Below are 15,541 nucleotides of genomic sequence, written 5' to 3'. Positions count from 1 at the left end.
AAGTCTAGTTATAATTTGTCAAATCATTATTTTTGCGATTAAATACATTTCTATGCGTAAGTTATCATTCATTATTTTTCTAAGTCTTTTCACATTTTTATCTTGTGATGATGGCGATATTATTATAGTTGATTTTGATTTTGATTATACCTACGAAAGTTGTGGCGAATTGGTATTCTACAATATAGAATCTGATCCTTATGAGTCTTTGTCCTTACAAATTACATCTCCAGCACTTACACTAGAGGATTTATTAGAAGTTGGAGAAGATAATACACTGGTTACAACAATAGATATTAGCTCTTCTAACCCATTTAATTACAGATCTTATAACGCCGATCCAGATGATTTTTTCTGTAACGACGTACCGCCTTCAGATGTTACAATTATTAGCGATTTAGAGAGTACATCTGGTGTGGCTACTATTACTACAATATTGACTGAAGATGATAATGATGGCATTCCTGCAGATGTTGAAGATGAAAATTTAGATGGAGACAACGACCCAAGTACCAACCCGACAGATACGGATGGCGATGGTATTCCAGACTATTTAGACGATGATGACGATGGCGATAATATAAAAACCAGTAGTGAATCTCCTAATTATATAGATGGAGAAGGTTTTGTAAATTCTTTAGATACTGATGCTGATGGTATTCCTGATTATTTAGATGATGATGATGATGGAGACGGAGTATTAACGCGAGATGAAGAAAATAAAAGTCAGGATCAAAATCCAGCAAACGATATTACATTTAGTAGTGTAGGTGCCGATTATTTAAATCCGGAAGTTGCCAATACTGTACCAGCAACGGCATATAGACAACACACCATTGAGCAATCTTACGAGGTTAGTACAATTTTAACCAACATTCAATTGCCCGGTGTGAGTCAAGATATATTTAATTTAGGAACTTTAGATGATAGCTCTACTCAAGATGAGCGTTATGTAACACCAGAGTTTTAATCTAAAATTTGTTCGGCGTGTGCTTTTGTTTTTACTTTTAAGATGATGTCTTCAATAACACCTTCTTCATTAATTACAAATGTAGTTCTGTGAATACCATCGTACTCACGACCCATAAACTTTTTAGGTCCCCAAATTCCAAATGCATTAATAACCGTCTTGTCGTCGTCTGCCAATAACGGATATTGAAATTTGTGTTTGTTTCTAAAATTTGTCTGACGTTTTTCACTATCAGCGCTTACACCAAGAATTTCGTAATTTAACGCTTTAAAACGTTCAAAATTATCTCTAAGATTACAAGCTTCTACTGTACAACCAGGTGTACTCGCTTTTGGATAGAAAAAAATCACTAATTTTTTACCTTTATAATCATTTAAAGAAATTATATTGCCATCTTGATCTTTGGCAGAAAAATCTGGAGCCTTATCTCCTATTTTTAAAGTTGTCATAATATTATAATTTATTCAAAAATACAATAATGACTAAACAAGAAAAAGTAGAGTTTGTTATAAATACCCTAAAAGATTTATATCCTGAAATTCCAATTCCTTTAGATCATAAAGACCCATATACATTATTAATTGCCGTTTTAATGTCGGCACAAAGTACAGACGTTCGTGTAAACCAGATTACACCGCTTTTATTTGAAAAAGCAGATAACCCGTACGACATGGTAAAACTTACTGTTGATGAAATTCGAGATATAATTAGACCCGTTGGCTTATCTCCTATGAAAAGTAAAGGGATTCATGGATTGTCGCAGATTTTAATTGATAAACATAATGGTGAAGTGCCTAGAACTTATGAAGCATTAGAAGAATTACCTGCTGTTGGACATAAAACAGCAGCTGTAGTTTTATCTCAAGCCTACGGAATTCCGGCTTTTCCTGTAGATACACATATTCAGAGACTCATGTATCGGTGGAATTTAAGTAGTGGAAAAAATGTGGTACAAACCGAAAAAGATGCCAAACGTTTATTTCCAGAAGAATTATGGAACGATTTACATTTACAAATAATTTGGTATGGACGTCAATTTTCACCAGCACGAGGCTGGGATTTAGATAAAGATATTATTACAAAAACAATTGGTAGAAAAACTGTAATAGATAACTATTACAAAACAAAAAAGTCCTAATTAAATCAGGACTTTTTTGTTTTTAGTTTAAAATAACTTTAAACTTTTCGGTTTTAACATCTATAACTTTTAATGCTTTAGAATAATCTAACAGAAACTTTAAAGTTTCTTTTTTTGGTGCTAATTTAATTTGACTTGTAGTCTTAGGGTAGAGTTTATCCATGTATAATATTTTAAGTTATTAATATTATAACGGCATTTAAATGTGTTTATTATACTAATTTGTTAAAACCATATTATTTTTTTCAATCAATTTCCGCATATTAATTAGTGCATAACGCATTCTACCTAGTGCTGTGTTTATACTTACCCCTGTTTTATCCGAAATTTCTTTAAAACTCATATCGTTATACATGCGCATCAAAATCACTTCTTTTTGATCTTCAGGTAGTTCGTCAATTAAGCGTCTTACGTCTAATTCTACTTGATCTTTAATAATTTGTTTCTCTGCATTTAAAGACGAATCACTTAAAATTGAAAAAATACTAAATTCACCAGAATTATCGAATTTAGGCATGCGGTTGTTTTTTCTAAAATAATCTATAACAAGGTTGTGAGAGATGCGCATAACCCAAGGAATAAATTTACCTTCTTCGTTATAATTCCCCATTTTAAGAGTATTTATAACTTTTATAAACGTGTCCTGAAAAATATCTTCAGCCACATCCCTATCGTATACTTTAGAATAAATAAAGCTATAAATCTTTTGCTTATGCCTTATAATAAGGGTTTCTAAAGCCTGTTCGTTTCCTTTAATATAGTTGCTTACTAACACAGCGTCGGTGATAAGTTCTTTTTGCATAGTCAATTACTTTTAAGACAAGGAAGGGTGTTAATCTTCTGTACTTGGGTTAAAATGTTTTAAAAGTAAAGGTGCAGTATAGGCTGTATTTTGTTTGAATTATTTGGTCAAATATATAAATATTCTTATACAAATCACAAAATATTATTTATATTTTTTTTAACATTTTAAAGGACAACATTCTACTTTCTTAGCTGAAATACTTATGTTATCTTTGAAAACTAGACCTAAAAGACGCTATGAGTATTAATCTTTCTGAAGTAAACCCTAAACAAAACATCATTATTAAAGGTGCAAAATTGCACAACTTGAAAAATATAGATGTCGTAATTCCTAGAAACAAACTTGTTGTAATTACAGGTCTTTCTGGATCTGGAAAATCAAGTTTAGCTTTCGACACTTTGTATGCAGAAGGTCAACGTCGTTATGTTGAAAGCTTATCTAGTTATGCTAGACAATTTTTAGGCCGACTTAATAAGCCAAAAGTAGATTATATAAAAGGTATAGCTCCAGCCATTGCCATAGAGCAAAAAGTGAACTCTACCAATCCGAGGTCTACAGTTGGAACTACAACAGAAATTTACGATTACTTAAAATTGTTATTTGCTAGAATTGGTCGCACCTACTCCCCTGTTTCAGGTCATGAAGTAAAAAAAGATACCGTTTCCGATGTAATCTCGTATGTAAAAACATTTCAAGATGGTGACAAATTATTACTCCTTGCCCCAATTATTCTTGAAGAAGGTAGAGAATTAAAAGATAAATTGAATGCTTTAAAGCAACAAGGTTACGCTAGAATTAAAATTGACGATAATGTTCTACGTATTGAAGATGCTCCTGACGATGCCAAAGTAGAAACTATAGAACTGGTTGTAGATCGTATTATTTTTAGAGATAATGAAGATTTCTTTAATCGATTAGCCGATGCTGTGCAAACCGCTTTTTACGAAGGAAAAGGAACCTGTTCTATTCAAGCTTTAAGTGACAATACAACACGTACCTTTAGTAATAATTATGAATTAGATGGCATTACATTTTTAGAACCCAATGTCCATTTATTTAGCTTTAATAACCCTTATGGTGCTTGTCCTACTTGCGAGGGTTATGGCGATGTTGTAGGTATAGACGATGATTTAGTAGTACCTAATACAGCACTTTCCGTTTTTGAAAATGCAATTTTCCCATGGCGAGGCGAAAGTATGAGTTGGTACAGAGACCAATTGGTTAATAACTCTCATAAATTCAACTTCCCAATTCATAAACCTTATTTTGAATTGACTGATGCCCAGAAACAACTCGTTTGGAATGGAAATCAGTATTTTGAAGGTTTATCGAGTTTCTTTGCCGAATTAGAAGCTAAAGCTTATAAAATTCAGAACCGTGTTATGCTTTCTCGCTATCGCGGAAAAACAAAATGTAAAACGTGCCAAGGGAAACGTTTACGTATTGAAGCGAATTACGTTAAAATTGGAGGAAAAACCATTACCGATTTAGTAGAATTACCTTTAGATAAATTAGCAGCTTTTTTTGGTCAGCTAGAACTGAATGAAAATGACACAAAAATTTCAAATCGATTATTGAAAGAAATCAATAGTCGTTTAGAATTTTTATCGAATGTCGGCTTAAATTATTTAACGCTTAACAGACGTTCTAACACCTTGTCTGGTGGTGAAAGTCAGCGTATAAATTTAGCCACATCTTTAGGAAGTAGTTTGGTTGGGTCTATGTATATACTAGATGAACCAAGTATTGGATTGCACCCAAAAGATACTGAACGCTTAATTGGCGTTTTAAAAGCCTTACGCGATTTAGGAAACACTGTTATTGTAGTAGAACACGACGAAGACATCATGCAAGCTGCTGACGAAATTATAGATATCGGACCTGAAGCCGGTACATTTGGAGGTGAAGTTGTTGCTACAGGAACCTATCAAGATATATTAAATTCGGAATCTTTAACGGCCAAATATCTAAATGGTGATATGGAAATTAAGGTGCCTAAAAAACGTCTAACTTCAAAATATCAAATAGAAATTTTTGGTGCCCGCGAACATAATCTAAAAAATGTAAATGCTGTATTTCCTTTAAATATGCTTACCGTAGTAACGGGGGTATCTGGAAGTGGAAAAAGTACATTGGTTAAAAAAATCTTGTATCCTGCCATTCAAAAAGAACTAACAGGATTCGGAGACAAACCTGGACAATTTTCAGAATTAAAAGGGAATTATAGTACTATAAAAAACATAGAGTTTATTGATCAAAATCCTATTGGTCGTTCGTCTCGTTCTAATCCTGTAACCTATGTTAAGGCATACGACGATATTAGAAACTTATATGCCAACCAAAAACTAAGTAAAATACGTGATTATAAAGCCAAGCATTTTTCTTTTAATGTAGATGGCGGACGTTGTGAAACCTGTAAAGGAGAAGGTGAAGTTACTATAGAGATGCAATTTATGGCAGATGTGCATTTACAATGTGAAACTTGCAACGGAAAGCGTTTTAAAAAAGAAGTCTTAGAAGTAACGTTTCAGGATAAATCTATAGACGATATTTTAAATATGACTATAGATGATGCGATTGCATTTTTCGATTTATATAAGGAAACCAAAATAAAGAATAAGTTACAACCACTTCAAGATGTTGGTTTAGGATATGTAACTTTGGGTCAAAGCTCTTCTACCCTTTCTGGAGGAGAAGCACAACGTATTAAGTTGGCAACTTTTTTAGGCAAAGGAAACACTAAAGAAAAAGCCTTATTCATTTTCGATGAGCCTACAACAGGATTACATTTTCATGATATTCAGAAACTTTTAAAATCCTTTAGAGCATTAATTGAAAAAGGACACTCTATAATTGTTGTAGAGCATAATTTAGAACTTATAAAATGCGCCGATTATATTATAGATCTTGGTCCTGGTGGCGGTGAATATGGTGGCGAAATTGTTGCTTTTGGAACTCCAGAAGAACTCGTTAAAAATAAGAATAGCGTAACTGCAAAATACTTAAAAGATAAAATTTAAAATACATATTAATAAAACAGAAACGCCGCTGTACCTATAATAGCCAAGGCTACTGGAATAATTAAAGCTATAAACACAACTGAAATTATTGCCGCCTTTGCAAGGCTTGTTCTTTTTCTAGATTTATAAAATTTACGGATTGCAAAATAGAAGTACACAAAACTTAGTATTAATATAAGTTGTTTTGAAAATGAAGGCATTTCAAACAAAAAGTGAGCGACAGTAAAAAAGCTAAACAACATAAATAGAAAAGCAAAATAGTATAGGCTAAATACCAAATGTTCGGCATACTGTCTTTTTCTATAATGCATCATATGTAAAAAGAACGCAAATATAGGTAGTAACACGAATAATGAAATAGGAACATAATTATAAAAGGTGTCTATTAGTGGAGTACTACTTCTGTGTTTATAAAGTTTAAACATTTGCTTGTAAAACTTTTTACTGATAGCACTCTCATTAGAATCTACCCCAAAAGCTTCTAAAACTTGATCACCAGACGCTCCTACTTGTACTAACGAATCTAAGGTAGACCGATTAATATTTGTTTTTTCACCATTAATAAATTGCATTTCAAGATTTTTAATATCTTCTTCATTTAGATTTAAAGAATCTTTTTCTATATGAGCTTTTAAATTTTTAAAATTTTGATTGACTTCAGCATCTATGCGTGCTTCTTCTTTATTTACATGAAAAGAAAACAAAAAGAAAAACACCACACTGGCAAATAAATAAAACTGAGCGGGATTTAAATATTTTAATCGTTTACCCTCCACAAATTGTAAAGCTAAAAACCCAGGTTTAAATAGCAACGGAAAAAAGCTTTTAAAAAAGCGAGCATCTACAGAAAAATAATTGTTAATCGTATTTATAAAAATATCATTAACCGTTAATTTTTCATGGTAATTCTGCCCACAATTGGGGCAATAATTAAATGTTTCATCAAAACTAAAATCGCAGTTTTTACAGGTTTTACTCATAAACGGAATTAAAAAATCTAAAAAGTGAAGATAAGTAACTTTTTTATACATGTTTTAATTAATTACCTTAGCCTCTTATAAGAATCAACTATGAAGTATAGCATTATTAAAGAAGACATCGTTTACAAAGAATTTTTTACTGTAAAAAAAGCTACAATTACTCATGATACATTTAATAGCGACGAACAAGTAGAAGTTGTTAGAGAATGTCTAGACCGTGGAAGTGCTATAGCTGTTGTTTTGGTTGAAAAAGATACAGATACTATTTTATTGGTAAATCAGTTTCGATACCCTACAATTATGCATAACAATTTTGATGGTTGGCTTTTAGAAATCGTTGCGGGCTGTATGGAAGATGATGAAGACCCAATGGAATGCGCAAAACGTGAAATTGCTGAAGAAATTGGTTATCAAGTTAATACTATGGAATTTATTGGCGAATATTTTGCTTCTCCAGGCGGAAGTTCGGAAAAAGTGAATGCATTCTATGCTGAAGTGAATTCTACAGATAAAATTTTTAAAGGAGGTGGATTAGATGCTGAACAAGAAGATATTCAGTTAATTAAAATTCCTATTTCAGAAATTAAAGCTAAATTATATGCAAATGCTTTTAAAGATGCTAAAACCATTATCGGTTTACAATGGATGCTTTTAAATAAATTCTAGAGATAAACATTCTATTAATTGTATTAATAAAATCGTATAAACTAATTAATTTCTATACAGTATCGACATCGAAATTTAGATTTCTTTAATTAAAATTCAAAATTGTTTTGGTTTATGGCACGTTGTTTGTATTTCATTCAATGTTAATCAAAAACTGATGCTATGAAATCAATTTTTACTCTCCTATTCGTATTCCTATTAGCTATACCGGCGACTCAGGCTTCTATATATAAGAATTCAGAAGTTACATCTTTACATTATAACGAGCTCAAATCTTTTATATTCATTGAACAAGATGTAGAGTTCTCTATTTTTCAAGATGGTCAGTTCGACTTTTACATGCAAGGTGTTAATAACTCAACGAATATTGTTTTTAATTCTCCAAATGTTCAATTTAGTTTTAACACTGGATATAATTACAATCCATATGTACAATACGATGAATACGGAGCTATAATTCAAATTCAGAATATCCCAATTTATTACGATAACTATGGAAGAATTGCACAAGCTGGACATGTGGTTATTAATTACAATGCTTATGGTTTAGTTTCCCATATTGGTAATATGAATATATACTATAATAACTATGTCTATACTCATTTTTCTGGGTATATAAATCCTCGTAATATGGGGTATATGTATAAACCTTGGCACAGTTATTATCAAATTCCAAGACCAAATTATTCGGTAGTCTATAACAAACCTTATAGAAAAAATTATCGTCCTGTAAGACGTTCTTATACAAAACCTTATAGAAACAACAGTCGACCAGTAGTAAGCAGAACTTATAATTCTAACACCTACCGAAGAAACACTCAATCTAATACAAATACAGCAACAACTACAAGGCCAAGTTATTCCACTAGAACAACTGCAGTAAATAGCAGGTCTAGAACTAATAATTATAATACCCGAAATACAGTTACAAGCAGTTCACGTTCTAATAACGCTAACACAAAAAATACAGCAGCGAATACGAGAACAAGTACGAGGTCAACTTCTAACAAAGCGTATTCTAATAATACAGCAAACTCTAGAACGCCACGTGTGCAACAGTCTAATACTACTAATTCGAACACTACATCGTCTCGTACAAATAAGAATTCACAAAAGATTAACACCAATTCTAGACGGGAAGCACAACCAAAATCGACTACTACACGTAAATCTAATACACAAAGTAATACATCTAGTAATACCAAAGCTCGAACTAAAAACACAAGTTCTAGAACATCGAATTACTCTAGACAAAGTAGTTAATCATTCTTTAATAAAAAACAAATATACAGAAGGTCTTGATCTATAGTTCGCCCCAAAGCGTCTTTCAGGATCTTCTTATTTTACAAACTGTTTTAATATGTTATTTAAAATGGTTGTAATATCCTCTGAAAGATTAAAGATATAACAAATACCACCGTACAGCAGTCCTATAATTATTGATTTTAAACCAATATTTACTACAGGATGAAACGGAAAATCCCAAAAATAAAAGATTAAAGCTGTTATTGTAATTAACCCAAATACTTTCAATGTATTCTCAGAAAAAGGCAGCATTTTAAACTTCCTATAAACAAAAGATATTTTTATGGTATTGTATAAAAATACAGAGATAAATGTTGCATAAGCTGCTCCATTTAAACCATAAAGAGGAATAAAATATATATTGAGTAAAACTGAAATCAATGCTAAAAACATCCCTTGAATTAATACAATTCTATAGTAGTCGCTGTTAAACAAAATGGCGTTATTATTTCCTAAAAGATTATCGAATAATTTAGCAATACCAATAAGAAAAACAACCAATATTCCACTTCCAAATTGTTCTGGAATTAGTTTATACAACTCGTTGATATTAAGTATGATTAGTAGGAATATAAAGCCACTAATTATTAATAAGTTCAATGAAGATTTTTTGTATAAATCCTCTAATCCCTCTTTGTTTTTTTCATTTAGATATTTTGCAGTCAACGGATTTGTAATCTGATGCATCGACCTTGAAGGCACACCCACTACCGAAGCAATATAAATGGCCACACTGTAATACGCTACGTTTTCAAGAATATTATAGAAACCAATCATAAACTTATCGATTTCTAGAATAATGTTAGCTACAGAACCTGCAATGATAATTAAAGAAGTGTATTTTAATATATCAGAAACATTAGTGAGCTTAGAAAACTTAATTACTGGACGTTTTATGCTAAAAGCATAAATCATCATGATACAGGTTCGTATCACGTAAACCAAAACAATTAAAATAATAAGCTGGTCTACAGAAACAATATCTAAGTATAATAAAAACAATAGCACCATAGTCCCTAGTCTATGGAAAACTTCTTTCATAAAATTTCCAAATACCGATTGCATTTGGACTTTGGCCCAAGAATAATAAACCTCGAAATATGCAAACACTATAGCTGCAATATAAATTAACCACACATATTCTTTAACCAACTCGTTGTCGTTAGCAATCCAATTACTAATAAAATCGAAAGCCAGATATCCAATAGTTCCAAAAGGAATAATAACCACTAAAGGTAAAAACAGAATTAAAGTTAAAAACGAATTTTGGGTATGTCGAGTTTTAAAAGTAGAATAGAATTTTATTATGGTATTATTCACCCCAAAGGCCATTAAAGGCATTAAAATATTTGCTGTAGATAATATAAAAGTTATTAAACCAAAATACTCATCGCTTAAAAAACGCGTAAATAAAAACAACGTATTTATAGCACCTAAACCAAAACCCAAATACGTTATAATAGTATTCTTAATTGATTGATTGATTACAACTCCCATTATAGTATTTTTGAAAGCGATTCGGTAAGCGAACGCCTACTGTATTTTTGTAATCCGATAGGGTAAGTTTGTAAATTCCCGTTTTGAAAAGCTTCGTAATATTTTAAGATTTCTTTTTTCAATCCGTTATAATCGTTATACAAAAAGTATTGTCCAGTATTCGTGTTTTTTATAATAGTTTCTACATCTGAATCTTCTGGACCCATTGCCAAAATTGGACGATTAGACACCATGTATTCGAATAACTTTCCAGGAATAATACATTTAGTGTCTTCAGAATCAATTTCAATTAATAATAAAATTTGAGATTGTTTCTGATATTTAATTGCTTCTTCATGAGAAACATAACCAACATTATTTACATATGTACTTAAACCTGATTTTTCAATGGATTGAAGCACATCTTCCCCAATGCTTCCTATAATGTTTAGCTGAAAATCCTGAGCAAATTCTGTTCTCGCTTTTACAAGATCACTTAAAACACGCCATAATACTTTAGGATTTCGCTTAGATAATAATGAACCAATATGGGCTAATGTAAATTTTTCATCAATAGTAATTGCTTCCGTTTTTACAGTATCATAGCCATTTGTAATTACATGAATTGGTTTACTTGTAAGAGCTTCAAATTCAGTTTTAGTTGGATTACTTGTTACAATAACTGCATCTGCAGAATTCAATACCTCCGACTCTAATTGCTTATGTTTGGCCTGAGATGATTTAGTTAATTTTAGTTCTTTATGATACCCTATCGTGGTCCAAGGATCCCTAAAATCGGCAATCCATTTTATATTTAAATGCTTTTTTAATTTTAAACCTATTAAGTGCAAACTGTGAGGCGGTCCTGTAGTAATTACAGTTTCAATATTATGTTCAGTAATATAATTATTTAATAGTGCTACAGATGGTTTTACCCAAGACTTTCTAGCATCTGGAATAAAAAAATTACCCCTGATGTAAAGCATAAGTTGTTCCATTTTACTCTGCTTTCCTGTTTCTGTAATTATCCCTTTACTAATTGTATTAGCTTTCTTTCCCGATAACAACCTTGCAAACTTATAAGGTTCGCTAATAGGTGATTTTAAAATGGTTATATCTGGTGAAATCTCATGTATTAAACTTTGATCAAGTAGCGGATAGTTAGCATTTTCAGGAATATAAACAATAGGATTTATATTAAATTCGGGTAAGTATTTTACAAATTTTAGCCAACGTTGTACTCCTGGACCTCCCGCAGGTGGCCAGTAATAGGTAACGATAAGCACATTTTTTTTCATTGTAAAATGAAATTAATCTTCTGTTGAAGATAATTTTTTAAATCCGAAAAACAATCCAATCAAAATTAAAATACCAAGAACAGCCGAACTTGCTAGCGCAATAGTACTTCCCTTTTTAATAACAGCAGGTTCAAATTTAAATTCTATAGTATGATTTCCAGCAGGAATATCTAAACCTCTTAAAATATAATTTACGCGTTCGTGAGGCACTAATGTATTATCGATGTATGCATTCCAACCTTCAGAATAATAAATCTCTGAAAACACTGCGAAACCGTTTTGAGTATTATTCGATTTATATTTAATATAGTTAGGCTTATATGTTATAGCTTGTATTGAAGCTGTAGAATCGATGACATTTTTAGAATATTTTATAACTTTTGAAGTAGACACAGCAACATGTTTCGTATTTAAACTGTCTAATTTCTGAATCTCTTGATTGGCAGTTTCTACAGTTTCTACACGATTAACAAACCATGCATTTCCGTTTGCATCGGTATTCTCATAAGGGAAATATCCGCCTTTTTCGTCTTGAGCAATAATGTATTTTGTATTCAACATGTTTAACACGTTGATGTTGTTTTTTGAAATATAAAAATCGAAAACTTCATTATAACGTCCCAACTTAGCCGCATGATATCCGTTTAAAGAATTATGAAAATAAGACGCTCGTGCTGCACCAGAAGTCACATCGAACACTCTAAAATGGGTGGTATCTTTTAAAATCTGTAAATCTGCTGCATTAGGCTGAAATGGTCTATTGATTTGACTAGACGATCTAAAGTCATCGTTATTCACATAACGTCTATCCACGCCTATTAAATCAAATAATATCAATACTGCAAAACTCACGACGACAAGTGTTTCAGACATTTTTTTCTTTATAAAAAGAAAAACCAATCCTGCCGACAACACCACAAAGAGTAATGTTCTTAATGTATCGCTAGTAAACATAGATGCACGATCTGCTCGAATAGCATCAATAAACTCTGGACCGTAATTCTGAGCATAATACCCATCGTTTCCTCCAACAAAATCGAACAATGTAGATTTAACTAGCAATAAAAGCACAGCCAATCCTGCAGTGATTCCTGCAGTATATTTAAATGCTTTAAATTTATCGTCATCAGAAACTGAAGGTTTAAATAACTCTACCAATCCGAAAACTCCCAATATAGGAATACACAATTCTAAAATAATTTGAATAGAACTTACTGCCCTAAACTTATTGTACATCGGTACATAATCGATAAATAAATCGGTTAACAGACCGAAGTTTTTTCCAAACGATAATAATAATGACAACACCGTTCCGCCAACTAACCACCATTTTAAACGCCCTTTAACCAAGAATAATCCAAGAACAAATAAAAATAATATTACCGCACCTACATAGGCAGGCGCTTCAACAATAGGCTGAATTCCCCAATATGTCGGTGCTTGTTTAACAATTTCTCTAGCCTGAACAGGTGTTGCACCACGTTTTAAATTAAATTGGTAGTATTCGGAATCTGTACCTACATCTTCATGACTTCCTCCACCAAATATTCGAGGGATAAATAGGTTTAAAGCTTCTAATTTTCCGTAACTATATTCCGTAATATAGTCTTTATCTAATCCTGTAGATACCGCTTTTGCCGAACCATCTGCATTTATAGTTAACTCACTCTGGCCTCGTGTGCTTTCTTTAACATATTCCTGAGTTGCTAAAATATTGGTTGCATTTAATCCGATAGACAAAATAACGGCTACCAACAAAATACCTACAGCTTTAAAAAACTCTGGTAATTCTTTTTTCTGGTACGCATCTACTAAATAAGCAACGCCTAAAATTAAGACCAGTAGCATTAAATAATAGGTCATTTGGTAGTGATTAGCCACCAATTCTAATCCCATCGCCACTGTGGTTAACAGAAATCCTGCAATATATTTGCGTTGAAACGTGAGTAAAATACCGCTTAAAACTAACGGCATATAAGCAATAGCGTGTGCTTTACTATTATGCCCCACGCCTAGTATAATAATTAAATAGGTAGAAAAACCAAATGCCAAGGCTCCTAAAGCCGCGAGTTTAAAATTGACTTTTAAAGTCAGAAGCAAAATGTAAAACCCTATAAGATATAGAAATAGATAGTCGGCCGGCCTTGGTAAAAACCGAATCGTTAAATCTAATTTTTTAATGTAGTTATGCGGATATTTTGCACCAAGCTGATACGTTGGCATTCCACCAAAAGCACTATTAGTCCAATAGGTTTCTTCTCCCGTTTGAGCCTTAAAATCCTTTTGCTGTTTAGACATCCCAATATAATGCATGATGTCGCTCTGAAAAATTTCTTTTCCTTTTAAAACGGGACTAAAATAGGCTAACGAAATAATTACAAAACCTATAAGTACTAAGAAATGTGGTAGTAGTTTTTTAACTGAAAATGACATGAAAATGTGTTAAACTTAGATTCCGAAAATTAATCAATTTCTTCGTAATCTACATATTCACCTACATTTTTATTTGAAGTTTCTTGTTTTGGTATTTTATCTATAACAACTTCCCCCTCTGGTGGAGCTTGCTGACGTTTTTGTTGGTTAGGATTGAATTGGGAACCGAATTTTTCTTCCGCTTTTTTCACAAAAAACTGCATAATAACAGGAGCGAATAATCTTAAAAGAATCTTCCCACCAAACCAAATTAGTAAAATTATTAATATCGTTCTCATTAAACCTGTCGCCGAAGCGTATTGAAGCATAGTTAGAATTTTGAACAAAAATACAATTCTTATATTTTAAAATGAATTGTAAATTGATAAAAAAAATATAAAATCTCTATATTTGATGACTGAGACCTCAAATCACAATCTACATGAAAACCTATATTGCTATAATCATTTGTACTTTACCACTCTTTGTTTTCGGACAATATACAGAAGTTATTAACTCTAATAGACCTGGTGTGTCTAAAAGTGCCTTTGCCGTAGGTGTAAATGTTATACAGTTAGAAGCTGGTCCTTATTATATTAAAGAAGACCATATACCCTTAGAATATGATGTTAAAGGTGGTGGTGTAGATTTTGCAGCACGTTATGGTTTACTATGGGAACCTTTAGAAATTATTGTAGATGGTACCTTTCAAAGCGATAGGTATACCGATAATAGATCCAGCATTTCAAACGACTATAGCCGTTCTAATTTTAAATATTTGTCTGCAGGTGCTAAATATTTGCTTTATGATCCGTATAAAGATTCTGAAGCAGACAAACCCAACCTTTATAGTTATAAAGCGAATCATTCTTTTAAATGGAAACGTTTAATTCCTGCTGTTTCGGTTTATGCCGGAGTAAATTATGATACAGATCTAAATCCATACACACCACAAGGTGTTGAAGGTATTAGTCCTAAAGTAGAAATTATGACTCAAAATAATTTTGCAAGCGGATGGGTTTTTATTATGAATTTATCTAAAAACAGAATAGGCATGAAAGATGCTAACGATTTAGATGCATCAGACTTACAATATATTTTCACTTTAACTCATGGTTTTGGAGAAAAATGGGTGGCTTTTGGAGAATATCAAGGTATTAAAAGTAATTTTTATTCAGATGATTTATTTCGATTAGGAGGTGCTTATTTATGGAATAAAGATTTACAATTCGACGCCTCTGCGACTTTTAACGTAAAAGACACGCCTACAATGTTTAGCTTTAACTTTGGAGCATCTTACAGAATCGATTTACATAAAGACAAAGAAGTAGAAGTAGATGGCGCTTCTGCTAGAGAGGAAGCTGAAAAAAATAGAAACGAAAAAGAATTATATAATTTTGGACAGGATACTGATTCTGCTCCTACAGAATATAATATGGATAATTAAAACACCCATATTAATAATTCTAAA

Annotated in this window: 14 protein-coding genes; 6 read left to right on the top strand and 8 right to left on the bottom strand. The window is 31.9% G+C overall.

The window, feature by feature from the left end; genetic code table 11:
- The first annotated feature begins 52 nt into the window (after window positions 1-52).
- Window positions 53-970, top strand: coding sequence for a hypothetical protein (locus tag BN863_RS07205; protein ID WP_038529115.1), 918 nt, complete (start codon window positions 53-55; stop codon window positions 968-970).
- Here BN863_RS07205 and bcp read toward each other — a convergent pair.
- The gene (gene bcp, locus BN863_RS07200; RefSeq protein WP_038529113.1) at window positions 967-1,419 is read right to left on the bottom strand and encodes a thioredoxin-dependent thiol peroxidase; all 453 of its coding nucleotides are present in this window, start codon (window positions 1,417-1,419) and stop codon (window positions 967-969) included. The two genes, BN863_RS07205 and bcp, sit on opposite strands and share 4 nt — an antisense overlap.
- A 29-nt stretch (window positions 1,420-1,448) precedes the next feature.
- Here bcp and BN863_RS07195 point away from each other — a divergent pair, with 29 nt between their 5' ends.
- Window positions 1,449-2,108 carry an endonuclease III domain-containing protein gene (locus BN863_RS07195; protein WP_038529111.1) on the top strand — a complete coding sequence of 220 codons (660 nt, stop codon included), beginning with the start codon at window positions 1,449-1,451 and terminating at the stop codon, window positions 2,106-2,108.
- Between the two features lie 22 nt (window positions 2,109-2,130).
- Here BN863_RS07195 and BN863_RS18600 read toward each other — a convergent pair whose 3' ends face one another.
- A complete protein-coding gene (locus BN863_RS18600) occupies window positions 2,131-2,271 on the bottom strand; it encodes a hypothetical protein (protein WP_169740920.1) in 141 nt (46 codons plus the stop codon).
- A 54-nt stretch (window positions 2,272-2,325) separates the two neighbouring features.
- The gene (locus tag BN863_RS07190) at window positions 2,326-2,910 is read right to left on the bottom strand and encodes an RNA polymerase sigma factor (protein ID WP_038529109.1); all 585 of its coding nucleotides are present in this window, start codon (window positions 2,908-2,910) and stop codon (window positions 2,326-2,328) included.
- A gap of 239 nt (window positions 2,911-3,149) precedes the next feature.
- Between BN863_RS07190 and uvrA the strand changes: the two genes are divergently transcribed.
- Window positions 3,150-5,933, top strand: coding sequence for an excinuclease ABC subunit UvrA (gene uvrA / locus BN863_RS07185; protein ID WP_038529107.1), 2,784 nt, complete (start codon window positions 3,150-3,152; stop codon window positions 5,931-5,933).
- 8 nt (window positions 5,934-5,941) lie between these two features.
- On the opposite strand, the gene BN863_RS07180 is transcribed toward uvrA, so the two are convergent.
- A complete protein-coding gene (locus tag BN863_RS07180; protein WP_051774599.1) occupies window positions 5,942-6,964 on the bottom strand; it encodes a DUF3667 domain-containing protein in 1,023 nt (340 codons plus the stop codon).
- Window positions 6,965-7,003: 39 nt separating this feature from the next.
- Between BN863_RS07180 and BN863_RS07175 the strand changes: the two genes are divergently transcribed.
- Together BN863_RS07175 and BN863_RS07170 are read left to right on the top strand one after the other, a co-directional pair.
- Window positions 7,004-7,579: an NUDIX domain-containing protein gene (locus tag BN863_RS07175; protein WP_038529105.1), complete on the top strand. Its 576-nt coding sequence runs from the start codon at window positions 7,004-7,006 to the stop codon at window positions 7,577-7,579.
- Between the two features lie 162 nt (window positions 7,580-7,741).
- On the top strand, window positions 7,742-8,842 hold the full coding sequence (locus tag BN863_RS07170) for a hypothetical protein (RefSeq protein ID WP_038529103.1): 1,101 nt from the start codon (window positions 7,742-7,744) through the stop codon (window positions 8,840-8,842).
- Window positions 8,843-8,917: 75 nt separating this feature from the next.
- Here BN863_RS07170 and BN863_RS07165 read toward each other — a convergent pair whose 3' ends face one another.
- Genes BN863_RS07165 through BN863_RS07150 form a run of 4 tightly spaced genes read right to left on the bottom strand, consistent with a single transcriptional unit; the run spans window position 8,918 to window position 14,399 of the window.
- Window positions 8,918-10,381, bottom strand: a complete 1,464-nt coding sequence (locus BN863_RS07165; RefSeq protein WP_038529101.1) for a lipopolysaccharide biosynthesis protein — start codon at window positions 10,379-10,381, stop codon at window positions 8,918-8,920.
- Window positions 10,381-11,658: a glycosyltransferase family 4 protein gene (locus BN863_RS07160; protein WP_038529099.1), complete on the bottom strand. Its 1,278-nt coding sequence runs from the start codon at window positions 11,656-11,658 to the stop codon at window positions 10,381-10,383. Before BN863_RS07160 ends, BN863_RS07165 begins: the two co-directional genes overlap by 1 nt.
- Before the next feature lie 12 nt (window positions 11,659-11,670).
- Window positions 11,671-14,091 carry a YfhO family protein gene (locus tag BN863_RS07155; protein ID WP_038529097.1) on the bottom strand — a complete coding sequence of 807 codons (2,421 nt, stop codon included), beginning with the start codon at window positions 14,089-14,091 and terminating at the stop codon, window positions 11,671-11,673.
- A 29-nt stretch (window positions 14,092-14,120) separates the two neighbouring features.
- The gene (locus BN863_RS07150; RefSeq protein WP_038529095.1) at window positions 14,121-14,399 is read right to left on the bottom strand and encodes a DUF4834 family protein; all 279 of its coding nucleotides are present in this window, start codon (window positions 14,397-14,399) and stop codon (window positions 14,121-14,123) included.
- Between the two features lie 113 nt (window positions 14,400-14,512).
- Here BN863_RS07150 and BN863_RS07145 point away from each other — a divergent pair, with 113 nt between their 5' ends.
- Complete coding sequence (locus tag BN863_RS07145; RefSeq protein ID WP_051774597.1) at window positions 14,513-15,517, top strand: transporter; 1,005 nt, start codon at window positions 14,513-14,515, stop codon at window positions 15,515-15,517.
- Window positions 15,518-15,541 lie beyond the last annotated feature (24 nt).

Origin of the sequence: Formosa agariphila KMM 3901 (genome assembly GCF_000723205.1) — a bacterium.
In the GTDB taxonomy this organism is placed as follows: Bacteria; Bacteroidota; Bacteroidia; order Flavobacteriales; family Flavobacteriaceae; genus Formosa; species Formosa agariphila.
This window is presented reverse-complemented; position numbering and strand designations above follow the sequence as displayed.

Excerpts from the sequence above, each read along its gene's own strand:
- BN863_RS07205 (WP_038529115.1), top strand. The coding sequence starts at position 53 with ATGCGTAAGTTATCATTCATTATTTTTCTAAGTCTTTTCACATTTTTA.
- bcp (WP_038529113.1), bottom strand. The coding sequence starts at position 1,419 with ATGACAACTTTAAAAATAGGAGATAAGGCTCCAGATTTTTCTGCCAAA.
- BN863_RS07195 (WP_038529111.1), top strand. The coding sequence starts at position 1,449 with ATGACTAAACAAGAAAAAGTAGAGTTTGTTATAAATACCCTAAAAGAT.
- BN863_RS18600 (WP_169740920.1), bottom strand. The coding sequence starts at position 2,271 with ATGGATAAACTCTACCCTAAGACTACAAGTCAAATTAAATTAGCACCA.
- BN863_RS07190 (WP_038529109.1), bottom strand. The coding sequence starts at position 2,910 with ATGCAAAAAGAACTTATCACCGACGCTGTGTTAGTAAGCAACTATATT.
- uvrA (WP_038529107.1), top strand. The coding sequence starts at position 3,150 with ATGAGTATTAATCTTTCTGAAGTAAACCCTAAACAAAACATCATTATT.
- BN863_RS07180 (WP_051774599.1), bottom strand. The coding sequence starts at position 6,964 with ATGTATAAAAAAGTTACTTATCTTCACTTTTTAGATTTTTTAATTCCG.
- BN863_RS07175 (WP_038529105.1), top strand. The coding sequence starts at position 7,004 with ATGAAGTATAGCATTATTAAAGAAGACATCGTTTACAAAGAATTTTTT.
- BN863_RS07170 (WP_038529103.1), top strand. The coding sequence starts at position 7,742 with ATGAAATCAATTTTTACTCTCCTATTCGTATTCCTATTAGCTATACCG.
- BN863_RS07165 (WP_038529101.1), bottom strand. The coding sequence starts at position 10,381 with ATGGGAGTTGTAATCAATCAATCAATTAAGAATACTATTATAACGTAT.
- BN863_RS07160 (WP_038529099.1), bottom strand. The coding sequence starts at position 11,658 with ATGAAAAAAAATGTGCTTATCGTTACCTATTACTGGCCACCTGCGGGA.
- BN863_RS07155 (WP_038529097.1), bottom strand. The coding sequence starts at position 14,091 with ATGTCATTTTCAGTTAAAAAACTACTACCACATTTCTTAGTACTTATA.
- BN863_RS07150 (WP_038529095.1), bottom strand. The coding sequence starts at position 14,399 with ATGCTTCAATACGCTTCGGCGACAGGTTTAATGAGAACGATATTAATA.
- BN863_RS07145 (WP_051774597.1), top strand. The coding sequence starts at position 14,513 with ATGAAAACCTATATTGCTATAATCATTTGTACTTTACCACTCTTTGTT.